This is a genomic window from Rhizobium sp. P38BS-XIX (assembly GCF_012641435.1).
GTDB lineage: Bacteria > Pseudomonadota > Alphaproteobacteria > Rhizobiales > Rhizobiaceae > Rhizobium.
The window spans coordinates 1-22,862 of the sequence record NZ_JABAIJ010000005.1 but is presented as its reverse complement, the minus strand read 5'-3'; the positions used below and the strand labels follow the sequence as shown (position 1 = coordinate 22,862).

General features: G+C 61.1%; 19 protein-coding genes and 1 pseudogene. 13 read left to right on the top strand and 7 right to left on the bottom strand.

Translation table 11 applies throughout. The annotated features are described in order from the left end of the window. Positions 1-8 precede the first annotated feature (8 nt). From phnL to phnN, 10 genes are all read left to right on the top strand, one after another. A complete protein-coding gene (phnL, locus tag HGP17_RS16855) occupies positions 9-716 on the top strand; it encodes a phosphonate C-P lyase system protein PhnL (RefSeq protein WP_168810980.1) in 708 nt (235 codons plus the stop codon). Next, complete coding sequence (locus tag HGP17_RS16850; protein WP_168810978.1) at positions 713-1,330, top strand: DapH/DapD/GlmU-related protein; 618 nt, start codon at positions 713-715, stop codon at positions 1,328-1,330. The genes phnL and HGP17_RS16850 overlap by 4 nt, the downstream gene beginning before the upstream one ends. A 156-nt stretch (positions 1,331-1,486) precedes the next feature. After that, complete coding sequence (locus tag HGP17_RS16845) at positions 1,487-2,041, top strand: pyridoxamine 5'-phosphate oxidase family protein (protein ID WP_168810976.1); 555 nt, start codon at positions 1,487-1,489, stop codon at positions 2,039-2,041. Positions 2,042-2,264: 223 nt separating this feature from the next. Next, on the top strand, positions 2,265-3,119 hold the full coding sequence (gene phnC / locus HGP17_RS16840; protein ID WP_168810974.1) for a phosphonate ABC transporter ATP-binding protein: 855 nt from the start codon (positions 2,265-2,267) through the stop codon (positions 3,117-3,119). 90 nt (positions 3,120-3,209) lie between these two features. Then, entirely contained in the window at positions 3,210-4,115 is a 906-nt protein-coding gene (gene phnD, locus HGP17_RS16835) for a phosphonate ABC transporter substrate-binding protein (protein WP_168810972.1), read from the top strand. A 66-nt stretch (positions 4,116-4,181) separates the two neighbouring features. Beyond that, complete coding sequence (phnE, locus tag HGP17_RS16830) at positions 4,182-5,162, top strand: phosphonate ABC transporter, permease protein PhnE (protein WP_168810970.1); 981 nt, start codon at positions 4,182-4,184, stop codon at positions 5,160-5,162. Positions 5,163-5,170: 8 nt separating this feature from the next. After that, complete coding sequence (gene phnE / locus HGP17_RS16825) at positions 5,171-6,517, top strand: phosphonate ABC transporter, permease protein PhnE (RefSeq protein ID WP_168810968.1); 1,347 nt, start codon at positions 5,171-5,173, stop codon at positions 6,515-6,517. Positions 6,518-6,705: 188 nt separating this feature from the next. Next, positions 6,706-7,395: a DUF1045 domain-containing protein gene (locus tag HGP17_RS16820; protein ID WP_168810966.1), complete on the top strand. Its 690-nt coding sequence runs from the start codon at positions 6,706-6,708 to the stop codon at positions 7,393-7,395. A 14-nt stretch (positions 7,396-7,409) separates the two neighbouring features. Further along, entirely contained in the window at positions 7,410-8,549 is a 1,140-nt protein-coding gene (locus HGP17_RS16815; protein ID WP_168810963.1) for an alpha-D-ribose 1-methylphosphonate 5-triphosphate diphosphatase, read from the top strand. Further along, positions 8,546-9,151 (top strand): phosphonate metabolism protein/1,5-bisphosphokinase (PRPP-forming) PhnN, encoded by a 606-nt coding sequence (gene phnN, locus HGP17_RS16810; RefSeq protein ID WP_168810961.1) that lies wholly within the window; start codon positions 8,546-8,548, stop codon positions 9,149-9,151. Before HGP17_RS16815 ends, phnN begins: the two co-directional genes overlap by 4 nt. Before the next feature lie 22 nt (positions 9,152-9,173). Here phnN and HGP17_RS16805 read toward each other — a convergent pair whose 3' ends face one another. Both HGP17_RS16805 and polA read right to left on the bottom strand, forming a co-directional pair. Next, complete coding sequence (locus HGP17_RS16805; protein WP_168810959.1) at positions 9,174-9,428, bottom strand: hypothetical protein; 255 nt, start codon at positions 9,426-9,428, stop codon at positions 9,174-9,176. A gap of 47 nt (positions 9,429-9,475) precedes the next feature. Continuing rightward, complete coding sequence (polA, locus tag HGP17_RS16800) at positions 9,476-12,478, bottom strand: DNA polymerase I (protein WP_168810957.1); 3,003 nt, start codon at positions 12,476-12,478, stop codon at positions 9,476-9,478. A 537-nt stretch (positions 12,479-13,015) separates the two neighbouring features. Between polA and HGP17_RS16795 the strand changes: the two genes are divergently transcribed. Further along, positions 13,016-13,432 carry a MarR family transcriptional regulator gene (locus HGP17_RS16795; RefSeq protein WP_168810955.1) on the top strand — a complete coding sequence of 139 codons (417 nt, stop codon included), beginning with the start codon at positions 13,016-13,018 and terminating at the stop codon, positions 13,430-13,432. On the opposite strand, the gene HGP17_RS16790 is transcribed toward HGP17_RS16795, so the two are convergent. After that, the gene (locus HGP17_RS16790) at positions 13,429-15,771 is read right to left on the bottom strand and encodes an EAL domain-containing protein (RefSeq protein WP_168810953.1); all 2,343 of its coding nucleotides are present in this window, start codon (positions 15,769-15,771) and stop codon (positions 13,429-13,431) included. The genes HGP17_RS16795 and HGP17_RS16790 overlap by 4 nt on opposite strands. A 201-nt stretch (positions 15,772-15,972) precedes the next feature. On the opposite strand from HGP17_RS16790, the gene HGP17_RS16785 reads away from it, so the two are divergent. Both HGP17_RS16785 and HGP17_RS16780 read left to right on the top strand, forming a co-directional pair. Beyond that, a complete protein-coding gene (locus HGP17_RS16785; protein ID WP_168810951.1) occupies positions 15,973-17,361 on the top strand; it encodes a M20/M25/M40 family metallo-hydrolase in 1,389 nt (462 codons plus the stop codon). A gap of 135 nt (positions 17,362-17,496) precedes the next feature. Beyond that, on the top strand, positions 17,497-18,417 hold the full coding sequence (locus tag HGP17_RS16780) for a nucleoside hydrolase (RefSeq protein ID WP_168811960.1): 921 nt from the start codon (positions 17,497-17,499) through the stop codon (positions 18,415-18,417). 42 nt (positions 18,418-18,459) lie between these two features. Here HGP17_RS16780 and HGP17_RS16775 read toward each other — a convergent pair whose 3' ends face one another. From HGP17_RS16775 to HGP17_RS16760, 4 genes and pseudogenes are all read right to left on the bottom strand, one after another. After that, entirely contained in the window at positions 18,460-19,635 is a 1,176-nt protein-coding gene (locus HGP17_RS16775) for a M20 aminoacylase family protein (RefSeq protein WP_168810949.1), read from the bottom strand. Between the two features lie 87 nt (positions 19,636-19,722). Further along, a complete protein-coding gene (locus HGP17_RS16770) occupies positions 19,723-20,784 on the bottom strand; it encodes an ABC transporter ATP-binding protein (protein ID WP_168810947.1) in 1,062 nt (353 codons plus the stop codon). Further along, positions 20,781-22,334 carry an iron ABC transporter permease gene (locus HGP17_RS16765; protein ID WP_246704146.1) on the bottom strand — a complete coding sequence of 518 codons (1,554 nt, stop codon included), beginning with the start codon at positions 22,332-22,334 and terminating at the stop codon, positions 20,781-20,783. Before HGP17_RS16765 ends, HGP17_RS16770 begins: the two co-directional genes overlap by 4 nt. A 220-nt stretch (positions 22,335-22,554) precedes the next feature. Continuing rightward, positions 22,555-22,862 (bottom strand): annotated as a pseudogene (locus HGP17_RS16760) (extracellular solute-binding protein); the annotation flags it as partial.

Sequence of the window (22,862 nt, the reverse complement as noted above, 5' to 3'; positions counted from 1 at the left end):
GAAAAAACATGGCAACCCCACTCGTCGTTTCCGAAGTCTTCAAAAGCTTCACCATGCATCTGCGTGACGGCATTCGCCTTCCTGTCGTCGCCGATGTCTCCTTCTCCGTTGCCGCGGGCGAATGCGTCGTCCTCGGCGGCCCATCCGGTATCGGCAAAAGCTCGCTCCTGAAAATGATCTACGGCAACTATGCCGTCGATGGCGGCCAGATCCTGATCTCGCACAGAAGCAAGATCGTCGATCTCGCCACCGCCGACCCGCGCACCGTGCTTGACGTTCGCCGGCAGACCATGGGCTATGTCAGCCAGTTCCTGCGCACCGTGCCGCGCGTTCCCGCTCTTGATGTCGTCGCCGAGCCGCTGATGGCCCGTGGCGTGGCAATAGCAGACGCCCGCGACAGGGCAGCGGAACTGCTGGCACAGCTGAACCTGCCGCAGGAACTCTGGCAGCTGCCACCCGCGACCTTCTCCGGCGGCGAGCAACAACGCGTCAACATCGCGCGCGGCTTCATCACCGATCACGCCATACTGCTACTCGACGAGCCCACGGCATCGCTCGATGCCCGCAACCGGGCCGTCGTCGTCGACATGATCGAACAGAAGAAGGAAGCCGGCGTGGCTCTTCTCGGCATCTTCCATGACGAGGAAGTGCGCGAGGCCGTCGGCAGCCGCATTCTCGACGTCTCGCAATTCTCGCCGCGAAAGGCCGCCGCATGAGCCGGAAGCTGGGCGAGACGCCCTATGTCAGCTCCTCGGCGAGCGTCAACAATTCGACGCTCGGCCGCTATACCGAAGTGTCGGATCGCTGCCGTATCGACGAGGTCGAGATCGGCGACTATTCCTACATTATGCAGGATGGCGCGGTCTGGTGTGCGACGATCGGCAAGTTCGTGAACATTGCCGCTGCCGTTCGCATCAATGCGACCAACCATCCGACCTGGCGCGCGACGCTGCATCACTTCACGTATCGCGCCGCCGACTATTGGCCCGACGCCGATATGGAGACGGACTTCTTCACCTGGCGGCGCGATCATCGTGTCGTCATCGGTCATGACGTCTGGATCGGTCATGGCGCCACCATCCTGCCTGGTGTCAATGTCGGCAACGGCGCCGTCATCGGTGCGGGCGCCGTCGTCTCCAAGGATGTCGCGCCCTACACGATCGTTGGCGGCGTGCCGGCCAAGCTGATCCGCGAACGCTTCACCGCAGAGGTCGGCGCGCGCATGGACAAGCTGTCATGGTGGGATTGGGATCACGATCGCCTGCGCACGGCCCTCGAAGACTTCCGAGCCCTTTCGGCAGAGGACTTCCTGGACCGCTACAACGCCTAGAGGCGGATGATATCAGGTCGAAACGGCCTGTAATCCGAATCCAGGCCGCATATAGAAGACTATAGAACGATTTCCGCCCGAACCGGGCTTGCAAGGCGTCGACGGGCGCTCCAGCTTTTAAACAGCCTTGCGAGTTCTGGATCGGGAGGATTTTCCGTGGCAAAGCAGTTTCCCAGCATTGATGATCGGCTGCGCGACTTCATCGCGCGGCAGCACATCTTCTTCACCGCGTCGGCGACGGCGGATTCGCGCGTCAACGTTTCGCCGCGCGAAACGCTTTGCCTGCGCGTTCTCTCCCCCAATACCGCCATCTATCTCGACCGCACCGGCAGCGGCAACGAGACCTCCGCCCACATGAAAGCCGACGGGCGGCTGACCATCATGTTCTGCGCCGTCGCAGGGCCGCCGATGATCCTGCGGCTTTATGGGCATGGCCGGACCATCCATCGATCGTCGCCCGAATATCATGCGTTGCTCCGCGACCATTATGCGGGCGAAGAACCGCTCGGCGCGCGGCAGATCGTGCATCTGGACATAGACCTCGTGCAGACATCCTGCGGCTTCGGCGTGCCGCTTTTCGCCTATGAAGGCGAGCGACAGAGCCTTGATCAGTGGACGGCGGCAAAGGGGCCGGAGGGCATTGAGGAATATCGTCGTGAAAAGAACGCCTTCAGCATGGATGGCCTGCCGACCGGCATGTTTGACGGCTAAATTCCCGCAAATAGATTAGCCGGTTAAATGTAAGAAATCGGCCCCGATTGTAACAGCAGTTACATAAAACTGACATTTGAGCTTCATGAAGCGGGACTAATCGGTTGCCTTGTGGTTGGCGCCAGCCCCCTCGAAACTCCTTCGAGGCAAGGGCATGCGCCCATTCTTAAGCACCGGTACCGCTGAATTTTTTGTAGCCCGGCAGCCGCGAAAGGGAAGCACTATGTTCGAACTCAGGAATGTCTCGCGCCGCTTTGGCAACAAGCTCGCCGTCGACTCCGTGACTTTGGACATACCGCAGGGACAGATGGTCGGCGTCATCGGCCGTTCGGGTGCCGGCAAGTCGACCCTGCTGCGCATGATCAATCGCCTCGCCGATCCGAGCTCCGGAACGATCCATTTCGCCGGCACAGAGGTCTCCAAGCTGAAGGGCCGCGCACTGCGCAGCTGGCAGCGCGACTGTGCCATGATCTTCCAGCAGTTCAACCTGGTTCCGCGGCTTGACGTTCTCACCAACGTCATGCTCGGCCGCCTCAACCAGCGCTCGACGGTGCTGAGCCTGCTGTCCGTCTTCAGCCGCGAAGAGCGGATCGAAGCGATCGCAGCACTTGAGCGCCTCGGCATCGAGCAGACGGCCCTGCAGATGGCCGGCACGCTTTCCGGTGGCCAGCAGCAGCGCGTTGCAATCTGCCGCGCGCTGATGCAGCAGCCGAAGATGATGCTCGCCGACGAGCCGATTGCCTCTCTCGATCCCCTCAACGCCAAGATCGTCATGGATGCGCTGCGCGATATCAACGAGCGCGAGGGCATCACCGTCATCACCAACCTGCACACGCTGGATACGGCTCGCAACTACTGCGAACGCATCATCGGCATGGCAGCCGGCAAGGTGGTTTTCGACGGCAAGCCGAGCGATCTGACCGCTTCGGCGGTCAAGGAAATCTACGGCACCGACAAGGACGGCGCCGGCATCGACGAGAGCATGACGTCGACCTCCATCAACATTGCCGATCCGGCCGCGCAAGCCGCCGCGACTGAATCTGCCGGCCCGCAACCGCTGGCACTGGCCGGTCTCTGAGAGACGGCCGAGATCGAGAGCCCGCGTCAAGGGCGCATTTCTTCAAGACCGAACGCATCCGGGGACACCGGTTAATCAGGAGACGAACCCATGTTGAAGAAGACTCTTCTCGCAGCGACGGCGCTTCTCGCGCTCGTTGGCGGCGCCAATGCTCAAGACCTCAAGGAATTCCGCGTCGGTATTCTCGGTGGCGAAAACGAAGCCGACCGCCTGCGCAACTACGCCTGCCTTGCCGACCACCTGAAGAAGGAATTCGGCTTCGAAAAGGTATCGCTGTTCCCGGCCGCCGACTATGACGGCGTTATCCAGGGCCTGCTCGGCGGCACGCTCGACTTCGCAGAACTCGGCGCTTCCGGCTATGCAGCCACCTACATCAAGGACCCGAAGGCCGTTACGCCGATCCTGACCACGCAGCAGACCGACGGCTCGACCGGCTACTACTCGATCGGCCTCGCCCTGAAGTCCTCCGGCATCAAGACGATCATGGACGCCAAGGGTAAGAAGCTCGGCTACGCCGATCCGGACTCCACCTCTGGCTACCTCGTTCCGCTGACGCAGATTCCGAAGACCACCGGCATGCCGAACGACAAGTTCTTCGGCTCGACCCAGTTCAACGGCGGCCATGAGAACAACCTCCTCGCCGCTTACGACGGCAAGGTCGACGTTGCTGTCGACGACTCCTCGGGCGTTGGCGATTTCAAGGACGGCTTCACCTCCGGTACCTTCCGCAAGGAAGTCGACAAGGGCGCAGTCGACCCGAACAAGCTCGTCGAAGTCTGGCGTTCGCCGCTGATCCCGAACGGCCCGCTCGTCGTTCGCAACGCTCTCGGCACCGAATGGCAGGCCAAGCTTTCGGACTTCTTCATGAAGCTCCCGACCACCGACGCCAAGTGCTTCGCTGCTCTCGAAGGCGGCGACTTCAAGGGCTACGTCAAGGTTACCCCGGACTTCTACAACGCCGTTATCGACGTTCGTAAGGCTGCCATCGGCGGCTGATGCGCATTGGACTGACTGGGCGGCCGGCAACGGCCGCCCTTTTGCTATTCACAGAGGCCAGATTTCATGACGATCGCCGATACGCAGCCGAACATGCAAAGCGCGCCGCACAGCGCCAAGGAAATCGGTGACGCCTGGAGCAGGATGGTGGCCAAGCGCCGCCTCTACACCGGCATCGGCCTCTTGATCCTGCTCGTCGCCTTCGTCAGCTCGGTCCGCTTCGCCGACGAGAGCAATGCGGGGCACTTCTTCGAGCGCCTGCCGCATCTCTTCGACTTCCTGGGCTGGCTGATCCCGAAGGACTGGGCCGACGTCTATCGCGCCCTGTTCGACCTGCCGAGCCCGAACGGCGCAAACGGCGCCGGCGGCGAGGAGTTCAACTTCCCGCTCGGCCGCGTCTATGTCTGGGGCGACTTCTACATTCCGGAATATTTCGAGCTGATGATCGTGACGATAAACGTCGCGCTGGTCTCGACCATCATCGGCTTCATTTTTGCGGTGCCGATGAGCTTTTTCGCGGCCCGCAACCTGTCGCCATCCAATCCGGTCCGTCTGGTGACGAAGCGCATCATGGAATTCCTGCGCGCCTTCCCGGAAATCGTCATTGCCGGTCTGTTTTCGGCGATCCTGTCGATCGGCCCGATCGCCGCCATCATCGCCGTCGGCCTGCATACGATCGGTGCGCTCGGCAAGCTCTTCTACGAAGTGGTGGAGAATGTCGACATGAAGCCCGACGAGGGCATGCGCGCCGTCGGCGCGAGCTGGAGCGAGCGCGTTCGCTTTGCCGCCCTGCCGCAGGTTCTGCCGAACTTCATGTCCTATGCGCTGCTGCGCCTCGAGATCAACGTCCGCGCCTCCACCATCATCGGTGCCGTCGGCGGTGGCGGTATCGGCCAGGAGCTGAAGCTTTCGATCTCGCGCGGTTTCGGCGCCAAGACCGTGGCGCTCGTGCTTCTGCTTTTCGTGACGATCATCGTCGTCGACCAGTTTTCCGCATGGCTCCGCCGCCGCCTCGTCGGTGAGCATGCCTTTCTTTTGCAGCATTGAGGTTGACCATGTCCGTCATCGACGCCGGCCGTATGCACGAAATCGAAGCGCGTTATCCGGAGTTCTTTCACCGGTCCTTCCGCCAGCGCTACGGCGCGCTGATGATGTTCATCGGCGTGATCCTTTATGGCTTTTACGCCGTATGGTTCTTCGATCTGCCGAAGGTCATCGCCGAGGCGCATTGGGAGCGCGTCGGCATCTATCTCAGCGAATGGATCAGCTATGACGTCCAGCCGGAATTTCGCATCTCCGGCGACAAGATCAGCATCAAATATCCGCGCTTTTCGCCGCTTGGCGACAATCCGAACCCGGACTGGGTGAAGACCAATGCGGATGGCAGCATGGTCGTCTCCGTCAGCGGCACGAGCCGCTCGGTGACCATCACCAAGACGCAGGCCATCCTGACCGCCCATGGCGTGACCATCCCGATCGATATCACCGGCGACGTGCCGAAGATTGTCGGTTCCGAGCCGGTGCCGAGCTGGATGACCGTCTATGACGACAACATCCTCGCCAATATGGGCTTTGCCGGCGATGTCAGCATTTCGACCGACCGTGTGAAAATCCGCAAGCGCTTCATCGGCTGGGCGAATTTCGTCTTCGACACCCGCTCGCCCTTCTTCGACAAGCCGGCGACCGAGGTGATCGGCCTCATCGTCTCGGGGCCGAGACTCGATCCCACGCAATCCAATCTCTCGCTGGCTTTCGACAATATCTGGAACAATGCTTCCTGGCAGCATGGCGACGTCTGGACCAAGCTGTTCCAGACCATCGTCATGGCTTTCCTCGGCACCCTGCTCGGATCGCTCGCGGCTTTCCCGCTGGCCTTCATGGCCGCCCGCAACATCACGCCGAACCGGCTGCTCAACCAGATCCTCAAACGCTCCTTCGACTTCCTACGCTCGGTGGACATGCTGATCTGGGCGCTGTTCCTGACCCGCGCCTTTGGTCCCGGCCCGCTTGCCGGCAGCGGCGCAATCTTCCTGACCGAGACAGGGACACTCGGCAAGCTCTATTCCGAAGGTCTTGAGAACATCGACAACAAGCCGCGCGAAGGCGTGAAGTCCACCGGCTCCTCGACGATTCTGGTGCATCGCTACGGCATCATGCCGCAGATCGTGCCCGTCATCGTCAGCCAGACGCTCTATCAGTGGGAATCGAACGTGCGCGGCGCAACCATCATCGGTGCCGTCGGCGCAGGCGGTATCGGCCTCAAGCTTTGGGAAGCGATGCGCACCAACGCCAACTGGGAAAACGTCGCCTACATGGTGCTGCTGATCCTTATCGTCGTGTTCCTGTTCGACGCCGCATCCAACGCCTTGCGCTCGCGGTTGATGGGCGCGCGCGTCAAATAAAAAAGACCGATAAAACTGCCAGAGATCATCATTCTGTCACGGGAATCCGCTAGCGCAGGCACGACAAGACCGCACGGACCAAACCGGATTTAGCCGGATTCACTCCGCTGCTGTCTTGCTGCTCTTGCGGTTTGTCGCAAATCACCCAACAGTGTCTCGCGCAGCCGATTTTTCCAAGGAATACAGCCTTGCGCTATGCTCTCTATTTCACGCCGCCCAAAGACGATCCGTTGACGTCGCTTGCTGCTCGCTGGCTCGGCCGCGACGCATTTTCGGGTGAGATTTTTTCCGACAAAGCCATGGGTCCGCTGCCGGAAGACCACGCCGAATTGACCGCCGATCCGCGCCGCTACGGCTTTCACGCCACGCTGAAGGCGCCTTTCGAACTCGCCGGCTCTGTGACCGAGCGCGACCTCCTCGAAGTCGCTGCCGAGTTTGCCTCCCAGGCCACGGCTTTCACCATTCCGGAACTCGTGCTCGGCCAGCTCGGCCATTTCTTCGCACTCGTGCCCGGCTCTCTCCACCAGCCGCTGCAGGATTTCGCCTCCCGCGTGGTCAAAACATTCGAGCCTTTTCGCGCACCGCTTTCGGAGCATGATATCGCCCGGCGAAAGCCCGAAGGCCTGACCGAGGCCCAACGCGCCAATCTGCTGCGCTGGGGCTATCCCTACGTCAACGACGAATTCCGCTTCCACATGACGCTGACCGGGCGCGTGCCCGCCGAGCGTCAATCGGACATGCACGACATTCTGCGCGTACGCTTTGCCGCCCATACCGGCAAACCACTCGAGATTTCCGGCCTCGCCGTCTTTATCGAAGAGGAGCGTGGCGCTCCCTTCACCGTCCGTTCCTGGCTGCCGTTGAGCGGCGCCCAATAAGTGAAAGACCTGACATGACCAAAGAAACCGTCCTCTCCAACGCCCGCATCGTCCTCGAAGACAAGATCGTCGAGGGTTCGGTGCTGATCCGTGACGGTCGCATCGCCGCCATCTCCGAAGGCAAGTCCGATATCGGCGAGGATTTCGAGGGCGATTTTCTGATTCCCGGCCTCGTCGAACTGCACACCGACCATCTGGAAGCACATTATTCGCCACGTCCGGGCGTTCGCTGGAACAAGACGGCGGCGATCCAGGCGCATGATGCCCAGATCGTTACTTCAGGCATCACGACCGTGTTCGACTGCCTGCGCATGGGCTCGGACGAAGACGGCGGTTTCGAAAAGGGCGAGATGCGCGAGATGGCCGACGCCATCCAGGCCGCCCAGCGCGAAGATCGCCTGCGCGCCGATCACCTCATTCATTTGCGCTGCGAGGTTTCTTCCGACAACGTTCTCGATCACTTCCAGGATTTCGAGAAGGACCCTTACGTTCGCCTCGTTTCGCTGATGGACCACGCTCCTGGTCAGCGCCAGTTCCAGACCATGGATCAATATGTCCTCTATTATCAGAAGAAGCGCGGCCTGAGCGACGAGGCCTTTGCGCAGTTTGTCGCCAAGCGCCAGGAGGAATCGGCCAGATATGCGACGCCGAGCCGCGACGCTATTTCCAAGGTCTGCTCCGAGCGCGGCATCACGGTTGCAAGCCATGACGACGCGACGCTCATCCATGTCGACGAAGCCATCCACTATGGCGTTCGACTGGCGGAATTCCCGACCAGCATCGATGCCGCCAAGGCTTCGCATGCCGCCGGCATGAGCGTGCTGATGGGCGCGCCGAATATCGTGCGCGGCAAATCGCATTCGGGTAATATCGCGGCTCGCGATCTCGCCGAACTCGGCGTCCTCGATGTGCTTTCTTCCGATTACGTGCCGCTCAGCCTGCTGCATGCGCCTTTCATCCTTGCCGATGAAGTCGAAGGCATTTCGCTGCCGCAGGCCATCGCCATGGTCACGGCGACGCCGGCGCGAACCGTCAGCCTCAGCGACCGCGGCCGCATTGCTGAAGGCCTGCGCGCCGATATCGTGCGCGTTCGCCGCGATCATGGCGTGCCGGTTACGCGCTCCGTCTGGCGGGAAGGACGCCGGGTCGCATGAGCGCGGATCCCAATATCAAGCCGGCTAATATTAGCCTGGCGGACGAGACAGCGGGCACGCTCGCTGTCGTCGTCGGCCCGAGCGGCGCCGGCAAGGATACGTTGATGAATCTGGCCGCGCAGCATTTTGCCGGCCGATCGGACGTGCATTTCGTGCGCCGGGTGATCACGCGTGACGGCGATGCCGGCAACGAGGATCATAGAAGCGTTTCCGAGGCCGATTTCGATGCCATGGAACGCTCCAGCGCCTTTGCCGTCTCCTGGGAAGCGCATGGGCTGAAATACGGTATTCCCGCCGATGTTGCCGACGAACTGACGCGCGGCAATCTGGTAATCGCCAACGGCTCACGCTCGGCGCTGCATCGCTTTCAGACCGCCTTTCCGCGCCTGAAGGTCATCAACGTCACGGCGACGCGCGAAGTGCTTGCCGAGCGGCTGATGGCGCGCGGGCGCGAAAGCCGTGAAGATGTGCTGAAGCGTCTAGAAAGAAGTTCGCTGACCGTTGAGGGCAGCTATGACGTCGCCGATATCGACAATAGCGGCACGCTCGAAGAGGCCGAACGCGCTATCATTTCCGTGCTGGAAACACTGGTCCGGAAATAAGCTCGTTGGCGGCGATCGAAGATCACTCGACGCGCCACACATCCTCATAGCCCTGATCGTCGATGATGAACCGCGTTCCCACCGGAAGACGCAGGTATTTGACGACGGCCGGCAACACCTCGCACAGATGCGCGGTGTGCACGGGCTGATAAAAATCCGTGGCATCGCAATATTCACCACAATGGAAAAACCAGCTGATATTGCCGCCCTCGGGCGCGGCCTGCCCCACGCCAGAGATCGGCATGCGGCCAAGCGTCGACAGGGCGACCGCCACCATGTCTTCCGGCTCCGTTTCCGGCTTTCCCAGTTCGAGCTCGCCTCCGCTCAGTGCGCCTCATCCCAATTATGGGCGGCGCGGGCATCGACCTTCAGCGGCACGGCCATATCGACCGCGGGCATCGCGGCATTTTCCATGACCGAGACGATGATCGGCGTCGTACGCTCGACATCGGCATCCTCGACTTCGAAGATCAATTCGTCATGCACCTGCAGCAGCATGCGAACGCGATCGCCAAGCCCGGTTGCGGCTAGTGCCGGTTCCATCTTGATCATGGCGCGACGGATGACGTCGGCGGCAGAGCCCTGGATCGGCGCATTGATCGAGGCGCGCTCGTTGAAGGCGCGCACAGACGGGTTGGAAGAGCGGATTTCCGGGAAGTGGATACGGCGGCCGAAGATCGTCTCGACATAGCCCTTGTCGCGCGCAGCCTGCTTGGTGCTGTCCATGTAATCGCGGATGCCGGGGAAGCGCTCGAAATACTTCTTGATGTAATCGCCCGCTTCCGAGCGCTCGATCGAGAGCTGGTTCGCCAGGCCGAAAGCGGAGATGCCGTAGATGATGCCGAAGTTGATGGCCTTGGCGCGGCGGCGCACCTCGCTCGGCATGCCCTCGACCGGAACGCCGAACATTTCAGACGCCGTCATCGCGTGAATGTCGATACCGTCTTCGAAGGCTTGCTTGAGTTGCGGTATGTTGGCGACATGCGCCAGCACGCGCAGTTCGATCTGGCTGTAGTCGGCCGAGACAAGCTTGTGGCCGGGAGTCGAGATGAAGGCCGTGCGGATCTTGCGGCCTTCGGCGGTGCGCACCGGGATATTCTGCAGGTTCGGTTCGGAGGACGACAGGCGTCCCGTCGTGGTCGAGGCCAGCGAATAGGAGGTATGAACCCGCTTCGTCTCCGGGTGGACGTAGCTAGGCAGCGCATCGGTATAGGTGGATTTCAGCTTGGTGAGCTGGCGCCAGTCGACGATCTTCCGCGGCAGTTCGAAGCCGGCCGCAGCCAGATCCTCCAGCACCTGTGCCGAGGTCGACCATTGCCCGGTCTTGGTCTTGCTGCCGCCCGCCAAACCCATCTTGCCGAAGAGAATGTCGCCGAGCTGCTTTGGAGAGCCGATGTTGAAGCGTTCGCCGGCCAACGTGTAAATCTCGTCCTCCAGCCGCGCCGCGCCCTGCGCCAGCTCGCCGGAGAGGCGCGAGAGGATCTGCCGGTCGATGGTGATGCCACGCTCTTCCATATGGGCGAGCACAGGCACCAGAGGCCGCTCCAGCCGCTCATAGACGGCCGATAGTTTCTCGGCTGCAAGTCGTGGCTTCAGCACCAGCCAGAGACGGAGGGTCACATCGGCATCCTCGGCGGCATAGGCCGTGGCGCGGTCGATATCGACGAGATCGAAGGTGACGTTGGACTTGCCGCTGCCAGCCACATCCTTGTAGGCGATCGGCTTGTGGCCGAGCCAGCGTTCGGAAAGACTGTCCATGCCGTGCGTGGCGTTGGAACCGCCATCGAGCACATAGGACAGCAGCATCGTGTCGTCGAAAGACTTCGTCTCGATGCCGTAACGCTTCATCAGCAGGTAATCGTATTTGAGGTTCTGCGCGATCTTGAGGATGGAGGTATCCTCGAGCAGATCCTTAAGGCGCGGCAGCGCATCTCGCAGCGGAATCTGATTGTCCGCCAGGCCACCGCCAAGCAGATCGCCGACACCGGTCTTATGGGTGAGCGGCACATAGGCGGCGCGAATGGACGCGCCGGTGGGGTCGTTGCGGTTATCGGCGATCGCCAGCGAGAAACCGACGATTTCGGCCTGCATGACATCGAGCGATGTCGTCTCGGTATCGAAGGCAACAATGCCTGTCTCGCGCGCATCGGCGATCCACTTTTCCAGAGTGGCGATATCGCGGATGGTCACATATTTCGAATGATCGATCGGCGCGGTCGCAAAACTTGCAGCACGCGCATTGGCGAGCTCCGTTGGCTCCGTCAGCCCTTCGACAGCCAGACGCGGCTTGACCGCAGGCGCCGGCACGGAAGCACCTTCGGCCGACACCGTCTGGCCGGCCACGAGTTCGACATCGTCGCCGACATCGAGATCGGGTCCGTGGGCGGTCTCGCCCAGTTCGACCTTGATGACGGCAGGTTCGATCGCCGCCGGATCGCAATCGCAGGCATCGGCAACGCGACGCGTCAGTGAGGTGAATTCCATCGCCTTCAGGAAGCCGATCAGCTTCGGGCCGTTCTGCGGCTCGAGCACCAGCGCGTCGAGCTCGAGATCCAGCGGCACATCGGTTCTGAGCGTCACAAGCTGGCGGGAAATGCGGGCAAGCTCGGCATTGGCGATAATGTTTTCGCGGCGCTTCTGCTGCTTGATTTCCGTGGCGCGGGCAAGCAGCGTGTCGAGATCGCCAAACTCTTCCAGCAACTGTGCGGCCGTCTTCGGGCCGATGCCGGGAATGCCGGGGACGTTGTCGACGGAATCGCCGGTCATCGCCTGCAGATCGATCATCTTCTCAGGCGGCACGCCCCATTTCTCGACGACATCGGGAATGCCGATCTGCTTGTCCTTCATGCTGTCGTACATGTGGACCATGGGAGTGACGAGCTGCATCAGGTCCTTGTCGGACGAGATGATCGTCACATCCGAACCGGCAGCTTCGGCCTGGCGGGCATAGGTCGCGATGATATCGTCGGCCTCGAAACCGTCGGTCTCGATGCAGGGCAGGTTGAAGGCGCGCGTCGCCTCGCGGATGAGACCGAATTGCGGAATCAACTCTTCCGGAGGCGCGGAGCGGTTTGCCTTGTAATCCGGGAAGATTTCCTTGCGGAACGTCTTCGAGGAATAGTCGAAAATCACGGCGAAATGGGTGGGCGTTACCCCGACCGAGGTATCGCGTGCCGAGGTCAGCAGCTTCCACAGCATGTTGCAGAAACCGGAGACGGCCCCGACAGGCAATCCGTCGGACTTGCGCGTCAGCGGCGGCAGGGCGTGAAAGGCCCGGAAAATGAAACCGGAACCGTCGACGAGGAAGAGATGATCACCTTTTTTCATGGAAGCATGGATAGCGTGACGCACTTCCAACGTCCATATAAACTTGTGTTTTTGCAGGCTCGAGCGCGTCCGCCTTTCTTCCAATCGTCGAAGCACTCTGGCCTTTGTTTCCAAGCAATTCCGGACGGAAAAACGCAATAAACCTTTCCTGGAATTGCTTTGATGAGGGTGCCAGATCTCTCACCGAAACGTTACTAAGTTTTAATCAATCTAATCTGCGCATTCCCTTGAAAAACCACATTCGGAACCTCAAATCATACTCACCGGCGATTGATACGCCGAGGGTCTGACAACCGGCCTGTCCCCCGCCACGTCAGACTTGGACAAAGGCCTATCCCCTCTCCGGGCCTTTGTCCCCCTTTTATGAGCCGCCATGGCGTCCCCTCCAGGCCATGGCGGCTTTTTCATGGAAAAATTCTTCTTTTGCGTGTAAAAAAATAGCTGAAGTTGCTGATTTCCAGCCAATCCCTACCCAAGATTTGCTGATTGTCTTGCCGATGAATTATCGGCATACTTGCAATCATGGGATTTAACCGGATGGATTCCGCGACCTACCTCGCCAGCCGGATGGCGAAGGCATTTGCGCGCGCATTGCAACAGCGTGCAAGCAAGCTCGGTTTTTCACCCGGTCAATTTCCGATCCTTCTGGAATTGTGGTCCGAGGACGGGCTGACGCAGAAACAGCTGCTCGAACGCGTCGATATAGAGCAGGCGACGATGGCCAATACCCTATCGCGCATGGAGCGCGACGGCCTTGTGGAGCGGCGCCCACACCCTTCGGACAAGCGCGCGCAGCTCATCTTTCTGACAGAAAAGGCCGCAGCGATAGAGGCCGAGGCAATCGAGGCCGCCATGGCCGCGGATACGGACCTTCTCAGAGATTTCCGCAGCTTCGAGCGCGAGCTGCTGCTGGAATATATCCGGCGCATTCTGGAAAATTCCAAGCATCTCTAGGCGTGCGCCATCACCTTCCCGGACGACGTACGCAGACTGCTCGGGCTGACATCCGGCTTGCCGAAAAAGATTCCCTGAAGCTGCGCGCAACCCTCTTCAATGACGATGCGACGCTGGGTTTCCGTTTCAACACCCTCCGTCACCACAGGCATGTTCAAGCTGTGTCCGAGGCCGATAATAGCGCGGACGAGTGACCGCGCGGCTGGATCGTGCTCAAGGGCGCCTGTGAAACTACGATCCACCTTGATCTTATCGAAGGGAAAGGCGCGCAGATTGCTGAGCGAAGAGAAACCGGTGCCGAAATCGTCCATGACGACACGGATGCCGAGGCGATGCAGCCGCTGTAGCGTGGCAACGACAGCCATACGTTCGCGCATCAGCGCCGCTTCGGTGATTTCCAGCTCCAGCCGCTGCGGATCGAGCCCGGTTTTGGTCAGGATCCTCTCGATTTGATCGTAGAGCGTAGGGATCATGAATTGCAGTGGCGAGAGGTTGACGGCGACATTTGCGGGTTCATGCCAGCTTGCCGCCTCGCGGCATGCCTCTTCCAGCACCCATTCGCCGATCGGCACGATCGATCCGCTCTCTTCCGCGATGGGAATGAAGGTCTCCGGCGCGATCATGCCGCGCTCCGGATGCTTCCAGCGCAACAAGGCTTCATAGCCGGTGATACCATCGCTGCCGACATCATAGATCGGCTGATATTCGAGATAGAGCTGTTGGCGCGGAATGGCCTGGCGTAGATCATTTTCGAGCTGCCGGCGCGTGCGGGCCGCCTTGTCCATGTCCGCATCGAAGAAACAGGCGTGGCCGCGCCCTTCGCGCTTGGCACGATACAGCGCCATATCCGCATTTGCGTAAAGCTGGTCGGCGCTGGCGCCATCGCGCGGGTAGATGGCGATGCCGAGGCTGACGCCGACCGCTGTCGGATCGCGCGCGGTATCCATTTCCAGGGCGAATTCCGCGAGTATTCGCTCGACGAGACGCGCGGCGGCTTCGGGCTGCGAGCGCAGAGGCTGAATGATGGCGAACTCATCGCCACCAAGCCTTGCTACCGTATCGCCATCCTCGGCGGTGCGCTGCAGGATGCCGGCGACCTTGCAGAGAATGCGATCGCCTTCAGCATGGCCGAACACGTCGTTTATGGCCTTGAACCGATCGAGGTCGAGGCAGAAAATTGCGACGTCTCCGTGCTTGCGGTTGGCCATCTGCAATGCCTGACGCATGCGCTGGTCGAACAGCGAACGGTTGGGAAGATCGGTCAGTATATCGTGGTGAGCCAGATGCTCGATCATCTGCTGCGCTTGGCGCCGCTCGGTGAGATCGCGCACGACGAGCACGCTGCATTCATGACCGCGGTAGGTGATGGAGCGCTGCACCGTCTCCACGGGAATAACCTTGCCGTCCCGTCCGGCAAGCGTCGTTTCAGCCGGCATCGCCGTATCGGACTGCCCGTCCATATCGACCATCAGAAAGGCCTCCGGTGCAGCACCGATCACCTGCTGTGCGCTCCAGCCGGAAATGGCAAAAAAGCGCTCGTTTGCATCGATCACCCGGCCGTCGCGAAGCACGAGCAAACCCTCCAATGATGCGTTGGCGAAGCCACGCAGATCGGTGAGATGACGATCGACGAAAACGGCACCGAGTGCGATGAGAATCAACCCCGTCGCCGCAGCCATGACGATGCCGGCAAGGATGCTTCGATCGATTGACAGCACCGGTGCCGGCATCCCTTGCTCCGGCGTCAGCGTCACGCCGCTCATGGCGGTGAAGTGCAGTGAGCAGATTGCGAGCAGCAGCAAGAAGGCGCCGCCCAGAATGCGCCTGCCGCCGGAAACACGGCGAAATGCGAGAAACGCCATGGCGGCAAAGCCCGCACCCACAAGGACCGAAACGACCATGCGAGGCAGGTTATAGGTCAGCGTTGCCATGGCTTCGATAGCCTGCATGCCGGTAAAGTGCATGGCCGCGATACCAAGCGCCATCAGGACGCCGCCAAGGCCGAAGGAAAACGCATTGTCCCATTCGAAGGCGACGGCAATGGCAAGCCAGGAGCCGAGAACTGCAAAGATGACGGAAAGCACTGTCGGCGAAAGAGCATAACTGATCGGCAGGCTGCCCTCGTAGGCGAGCATGGCGATAAAATGCGTGGCCCATATGCCGACACCGCTGGCAAAGGCTGCGGCAGCAATCCAATAGCGCCTCTGATGCGACCGGCACTCCTGCGCGCGCGCAAAAAGCAGCATGGTTGCGAGGCTGCCGATCAGGCAAATAAAAGCAGCAACAAATATTAGTCTAAAATCATGATTGTCGCGAATACATGCAATCACTGAAAACATTTCAAGTCTCCAGAATACTCTTCTGGATTGAGGTTATTTCCAATACTCTAAATAACTTGTAAATCGCATACGCAACTATTCACATGAGTGCGAAGCCCTAAATCTGGCCAGGGCAAGCCGCGCTAAATTTTCGATTTTAGCGCCTCGAAACCAACCGGGCTTTGGTCTATCGTCCGACGCATTCACATGAAGGAGTCGGATATGACCGATCTATCGCCCGTTCTCGATCGCGCGGACAACAACCTCCCATCCAGCCTGGACAAGCTCTTCGAATTGCTCCGGATCAAGTCCATCTCAACGGATCCGGCCTACAAGGCCGAGTGCCGCAAGGCAGGGGAATGGCTGGTCACCTATCTCAACTCGCTCGGCTTCACGGCCTCTCTGCGCGACACGCCCGGTCATCCCATGGTCGTCGCCCATCATGATGCCGGCAGCGCCGATGCACCGCATGTGCTTTTCTACGGCCACTACGATGTGCAGCCCGTCGACCCGATCGAGCTTTGGGAAACCGATCCCTTCGAGCCGACGGTGAAGGATCTGGGCGAAGGCCGCAAGATCCTGACCGGCCGCGGCACCTCTGACGACAAGGGCCAGCTGATGACCTTCGTCGAGGCCGTGCGCGCCTATAAGGAGACCAAGGGTGCGGTCCCGGTTCGCATCACCATTCTTTTCGAGGGCGAAGAGGAATCCGGTTCTCCCTCGCTCAAGCCCTTCCTCGAAGCCAACGCCGCCGAATTGAAAGCGGATTTTGCGCTCGTCTGCGATACCGGCATGTGGGACGGCGATACGCCGGCAATTTCGGCCGGCCTGCGCGGCCTGGTGGGCGAGGAAATCGTCATCACCGCTGCCGACCGCGATTTGCATTCGGGACTCTTCGGCGGTGCGGCCGCCAATCCGATCCATATCCTCACCGACATTCTCTCCGGCCTGCATGACGAAACCGGACGGGTCACGCTTCCCGGCTTCTATGAAGGCGTCGAGGAAACGCCCTCCAACATCAAGGCATCCTGGGAGAAGCTCGGCATGAGCGCCGAAAACTTCCTTGGCGAAGTCGGCTTGTCGATCCCTTCGGGCGAAAAGGGCCGCTCGGTCATGGAACTCACCTGGGCTAGGCCGACGGCGGAAGTCAACGGCATCTGGGGCGGCTATACCGGCGCCGGCTTCAAGACGGTGATTGCGGCCAAGGCATCCGCAAAGGTCTCCTTCCGTCTCGTCGGCCAGCAGAACCCGGCAGCGATCCGCGAGAGCTTCCGCGCCTATGTGCGCTCGAAGATCCCCGGCGACTGCTCGGTGGAATTCCACGAGCACGGCGGTTCACCGGCCATCCAGCTTTCCTACGATTCGCCGAGCCTGACGAAAGCGAAGACGGCGCTTTCCAACGAGTGGCCGAAGCCTGCCATCGTCATCGGCATGGGCGGCTCGATCCCGATCGTCGGTGACTTCCAGAAAATGCTCGGGATGGAATCGCTGCTGATCGGCTTCGGCCTCTCCGATGACCGCATTCATTCACCAAACGAGAAATACGAGCTGCGCTCCTATCACAAGGGCATCCGCTCCTGGATCCGAGTGCTCGACGCACTCGCCGGTTGATGACGAAAGCGGGATGCGCGGCCCGTCTGCGCATCCCGCCTTTAATCTCGCCTCGATGGCATGTATCGCCATCATGCGGAGACGGCGGCTGCAAGCCTGTCCCGCATCTTTTGATCACGATCGATGAGTGAGAATATGGGAATCTGGATCGATACCGACATGGGGTTCGACGATATCGCCGCCATCCTGGTGGTGACGCATTCCGAACTGGTCATCGACGGCGTCTCGCTGGTGAGCGGCAATGCGCCGCTGTCACATGTCCGCGCCAATGCCGCCAGCGCGGCCAAGGTCTTTGGCTGGCATTTCCCCATTCACACAGGTCGTGAATTGCCGGTGCTGTGCAAGCTGGAAACGGCACAGGGTATTCTCGGCCAAAGCGGCATCCCCACGACAAACCGAAACCTGCCGGAAGCCGAAGCGCTTCCGTTGAGCGACGCCTTCACAGCCCTTTGCGATTGGCTCGCCGATGGCAGGGGGCCGAAGCGCATCCTGGCGCTCGGGCCGCTGACCAACATTGCAGCCATTGCGCTGGCCCGGCCGGAAATCGCCGACCTTATCGACGAACTGACCTGGATGGGCGGTGGCGTCACCTCGGGAAACCACACCGCCTCTGCAGAGTTCAACGCCTTTGCCGATCCGGAAGCATTGGCGATCGTGCTCGCCCACGGCGTGCCACTGCGGATGGTCGATCTCGACATCTGCCGCAAGGTGCTGGCATGGCCCGACGATGTCACCCACCTGCGCCGAACGGCCGGTGAAAGGGCGCAGTTGCTTGCCGATCTTCTGGAAGGCTACATCAATATCGCCATCAGCCGCGGCCGGCCGGCCATGGCGGTGTACGATCCGACTGCAGCCGCCATCTTCGTCGATCCGGAGATAGCCGCGTTTCGCCACGCCCGGATCGACATCGAGCTGCAGGGGCAGCATACGCGCGGTCGCACGGTCGTTGAGACGCGCGCCTCGCATGGTGAGTTCAACGCACATTTTGCCGGCGAGATCGATGCGGATAAGGCACGCGCAATCATATTCGACGCGCTGCGCCAGGCAGCAGCCTGACGAGAAGAGATCGGGCGACGGCAGAAAAACAACGGGACTATTTCAGCCCTCCGCCGCCAATTCCTGCTCCACCAGCCTCGTCCAGAAGGCGACGCCCGAACCGATCGCATCGTCGCTGAAATCATAGGCGGTGTTGTGATGCAGGGCTCCGTCGACCGCTGGGCCATTGCCGAGCCACACGTAACAGCCGGGAGCCTTGTCGGCGAAAAAGGAGAAATCGTCGCCTGCCGTCGATGGAGGAAAGCGGGTAAGCACCTTCTCGCCGAAAACTGAAACGGCCGCTTTTAGAGCGCGGGCGGTGGCGTCGGGATCGTTGACGACAGGTGGGATACGCCTTTCGAACTGATAGTCGACGTCGATCCCGTACATGGCCGCCGTGCCTTGCGCCAGACGGCTGATTTCCTGCTCGAGTTGATCGCGAACCTGTGGCGTGTAGGCGCGGGCCGTACCGCCGATCTCGACCGTATCGGGAATGACGTTCAGTGCCTTGGGATCGCCGGCCTGCAGCGAGCAGGCGCTGACGACAGCCGGCTGAAGCGGATCGACGACACGGCCGACGATGGTCTGCAGCGACGATAGAAAGGTTGCCGCCGCCATGATCGGATCCTTGCCGAGATGCGGCTTGGCTCCATGGGTGCCGGTCCCGCGGAATGTGATGCGCCAGCTGTCGGAAGACGCCAGCTGCGGGCCTTCGACGACGGCCATCTCATCGATGTCGAGGCCGGGCATATTGTGCAGACCATAGACGGCATCGCAGGGAAATAGGTCAAACAGGCCCTCCTCCACCATGCGCCTTGCGCCGCCACGACCTTCCTCGGCCGGTTGGAAGATGAAATGCACCGTACCCGAGAAGCCGCGCTTGGCGGCGAGGTGACGAGCAGCACCGATGAGCATGGTCGTATGCCCATCGTGTCCGCAGGCATGCATCTTGCCGGGAATGGTAGATTTGTAAGGACGATTGGCTTTCTCCGGCATGGCCAGCGCGTCCATGTCGGCGCGAAGACCGATGCGACGCGTACCGTTACCGACCTGCAGGGTGCCGACGACACCAGTCTTGCCGAGGCCGCGATGCACGACAAGTCCCGCCTCCTCCAACAAGGTGGCGACAATGCCGCTGGTGCGTTCTTCCTCGAAGCCGAGCTCGGGATGGGCATGGAGATTATGACGAAGCGACGTCAGAAAAGGCAGATCCTGGACGATCTCATCTGGCAAGGACATGGACATTTCCCTCGGCATCAGGCGCAGTTGCGAAAAACGGTCATGCCTTTCTTTCGCAATCGCACGGCCGTTTCAACGGGAAAGCGGTTATTGGCCCGAAGTGTCGAAGACGTGTGCCTTGCCGATCACGCTGACATGGACGGTGGTGCCGACAGCCGGCAGCTCGACGCTGGAACTCTTTACTGTAAGCGGCGCCATATTGGATTGCCCTGCAAGTGCCAGCGTCACCGTGCAGACAGCCCCGCCGAATTCGACATCGAGGACGTTGCCGGCGCATATCGCTTTGGGCTCCACATCGGCAATCGGGGTGAAGCGAAGCTGCTCCGGACGCAGCATGATTTCCGCGCGGCCCTGTCTACCATTGGCTGCTGTTTGGATGCGGCCCAGGGCGCAATCGGCGAAACCATCGGCCAGCTCGGCCGGCAAAAGGATCGCATCCCCAAGGAAGGTTGCCGTCTCGCGGTCGCAGGGTGTGAGATAAAGGGTCTGCGGCGTACCGGCCTGTACGAGCCTGCCCTCGCGCATGACGGCGACCTGATCGGCAAAGGAAAGCGCTTCGCTCTGGTCATGCGTGACGAGAACGCTGGTGATGCCGGCAGTCTGCAGGACGCGGGCGACCGCCTTGCGCATGTTTTCGCGCAGGCCCGTGTCGAGCGCGGAGAAGGGTTCGTCGAGCAGCATGAGCCGCGGCTTGCGCCCAAGCGCGCGCGCTAACGCAACACGTTGCTGCTGGCCGCCGGAAAGCTGATGCGGGCGGCGGGTGAGCATGCCGCGATCGAGTTCGACCATATCGATGAGCGCATTGATCTGTTCGGCGCGATCGGCCTGGCCGCGCTCCATGCCGAAGCCGATATTCTCTGATACGCTCAAATGCGGAAAGAGCGCGCCGTCCTGCGAAACGATGCCGATGCCGCGGCGATGCGCCGGCACGATGGCCAAACCATCCGCCAGGGTCTGGCCTTCAAGCGTCACCTGACCTTCGTCGGGGATCTCGAAGCCGGCGATGATGCGCAAAAGCGTCGTCTTGCCCGAGCCGGAAGGACCGACGATCGCGGTGCGGCTGCCGGCAGCAACCGTAAGATCGACATGGTCGAGCGCCTGCACCGGGCCGTAGCGCTTGCTGATGTTCTTGATCGCCAGAAATGTCATTGCCCGGCCGTCCGCTTGGATTGCACGTAGAGAAGAAGGGTGAGAGGCAGCGACAGGACCACCATCATGAAGGCATAGGGTGCCGCCGAGACGTAATCGATCTCGCTCGTCAGCGACCAGAATTTCGTGGCCAGCGTCTCGGTTCCGTTGGGCGAAAGCATCAGCGTTGCCGTCAGCTCATTGGTAATGCCGAGCGCGACGAGCGCAACGCTGGCGGCAAAGCCGGGAGCGGCAAGACGCATGGTGATCTGCCGAACGGCCTGCGCCGGCGTTCGTCCGAGCGCCATGGCAGCCCGCTCAAGCTCGACGGGCGCCTGGGCGATGCTGGCGCGCAGCCCGACCATGGCGCGCGGCAGGAACAGCAGGACATAAGCGAGCAGAAGCGTGGCAAAGGTCTGGTAGAGCGGCAGAATAAGCCGGACCGTGATGGAAACGAGCGCCAGTGCCACGACCACGCCCGGCAACGAACCGACATAATAGTGGCAGGCTTCGAGGACGCGCTGCAGCCGACCCGGCGCGCGAACGGACAGCCATGCCATCGGGATCGCGGCGATCGTCGTCAACAAGCCGCCGGCAATCGCCAAGCCAATGGTCTGTATCAGAGCCCAGCCGACGGTATCAATCCGCCAGATGCCGGCACCACCGAGATAAAGCCATTGCGCCAGGGTGACGAAGGGGACGCCGAGCGTAAGGAAGGCCGTGATCACCGGCAGCGCGATGGCGGGCAACACATACCAGCCCAGGCGACGGCGATCGTTCGGACGCGCGGCGCCGGAACCGACGCGGGCATAGCGCTCGTTACCGCGAACCAGCACTTCGACGCCAAGCAGCAGCAGGCAGCAAAAAACCAGAACGCCGCCGAGCATATTGGCGGCGGGGCTGTTGTAGGCCGACTGGAACTGATCGACGATCGCGGTCGAGAAGGTATCGAAGCGGATCATCACGTAGAGGCCGTATTCGGCGAGGAGATGCAGGCCGATCAACAGCGAGCCGCCGCAGATGGCAAGGCGAAGCTGCGGCAAGATCGCGCGGAAGAAGACACGCCAGGGGCCAAGGCCGAGCGAAGCGGCTGCATCCTCGATCGCCGGATCGAGCCTGCGGAGCGTCGCGGCAACCGGCAGATAGAGGAACGGGAAATAGGCGAGCACCGAGACGAGGACGCCGCTCCACAACCCCCGCATGCTCGGCACGAGACTGACCCAGGCATAGCTGTGTACGAAGGCCGGAACGGCAAGCGGCGCGACAGCCAGCCACGACCATAGACGAGCACCGGGAATGTCTGTGCGCTCCGTCAGCCAGGCGAGCGTCACCGCCAGCAGGATGGAAAGGGGGATCGTGCAGACTTCGAGCAGGACCGTGTTGATCAACAGCTCGCCGACGCGATTGCGGAAAATCAGGGCTATGACTTCCGCCCAGCCGGTATCGATCGTGATCCAGATGATGAAGCCGAGCGGCACCAGGCTTAAAAGAGCAACGACAGAGGCCAGGGCGACGACGGAGACATGCCGAACACGGCTGCGGGGAGCAGCCGTCAACCGGGGTATTGGCATTACGGCAGCATCACCGACCGCCGCGTCATATGTGTTCTTCTGCAGCAAGTCCAAGCTGCCTTTCACGCCCTGAAATAGGAAGGCAACCGCCGGTAGCGGCGATTGCCCGATCGATCGGCCTCAAGGCCATTCATATGCCCCTAGCAGGGCATGCAACGGTGGCGCAAGAGCCAAGCCCGACCGAAGACGTTCGAAACGCGCTGCGGTCGGGGCTTTCGGCTTAGATGAGCCCGGCTTCCGTCATCAGGTCGGTGACCTTCTTGCTGTTCAGCTTCGAGGGTTCGACCTTCGGTGCCTGCAGATCCTTCAGCGGAACCAGCTTCGGATTGGACGCATCGCCATTGCCGACGGCATATTCAAAGGAATCGCCATCGCGCAGTACGGCCTGACCGCCCTTGCCCGTGACCCACTTCAGGAACGCCTGTGCTTCCTTCTGATGCTGGCTCGACGCCAGAACAGCACCGCCCGAGATGCTGACGAAGGCGCCAGGATCCTGGTTCTTGAAGTAGTGCAGCAGCACGTTCTTGC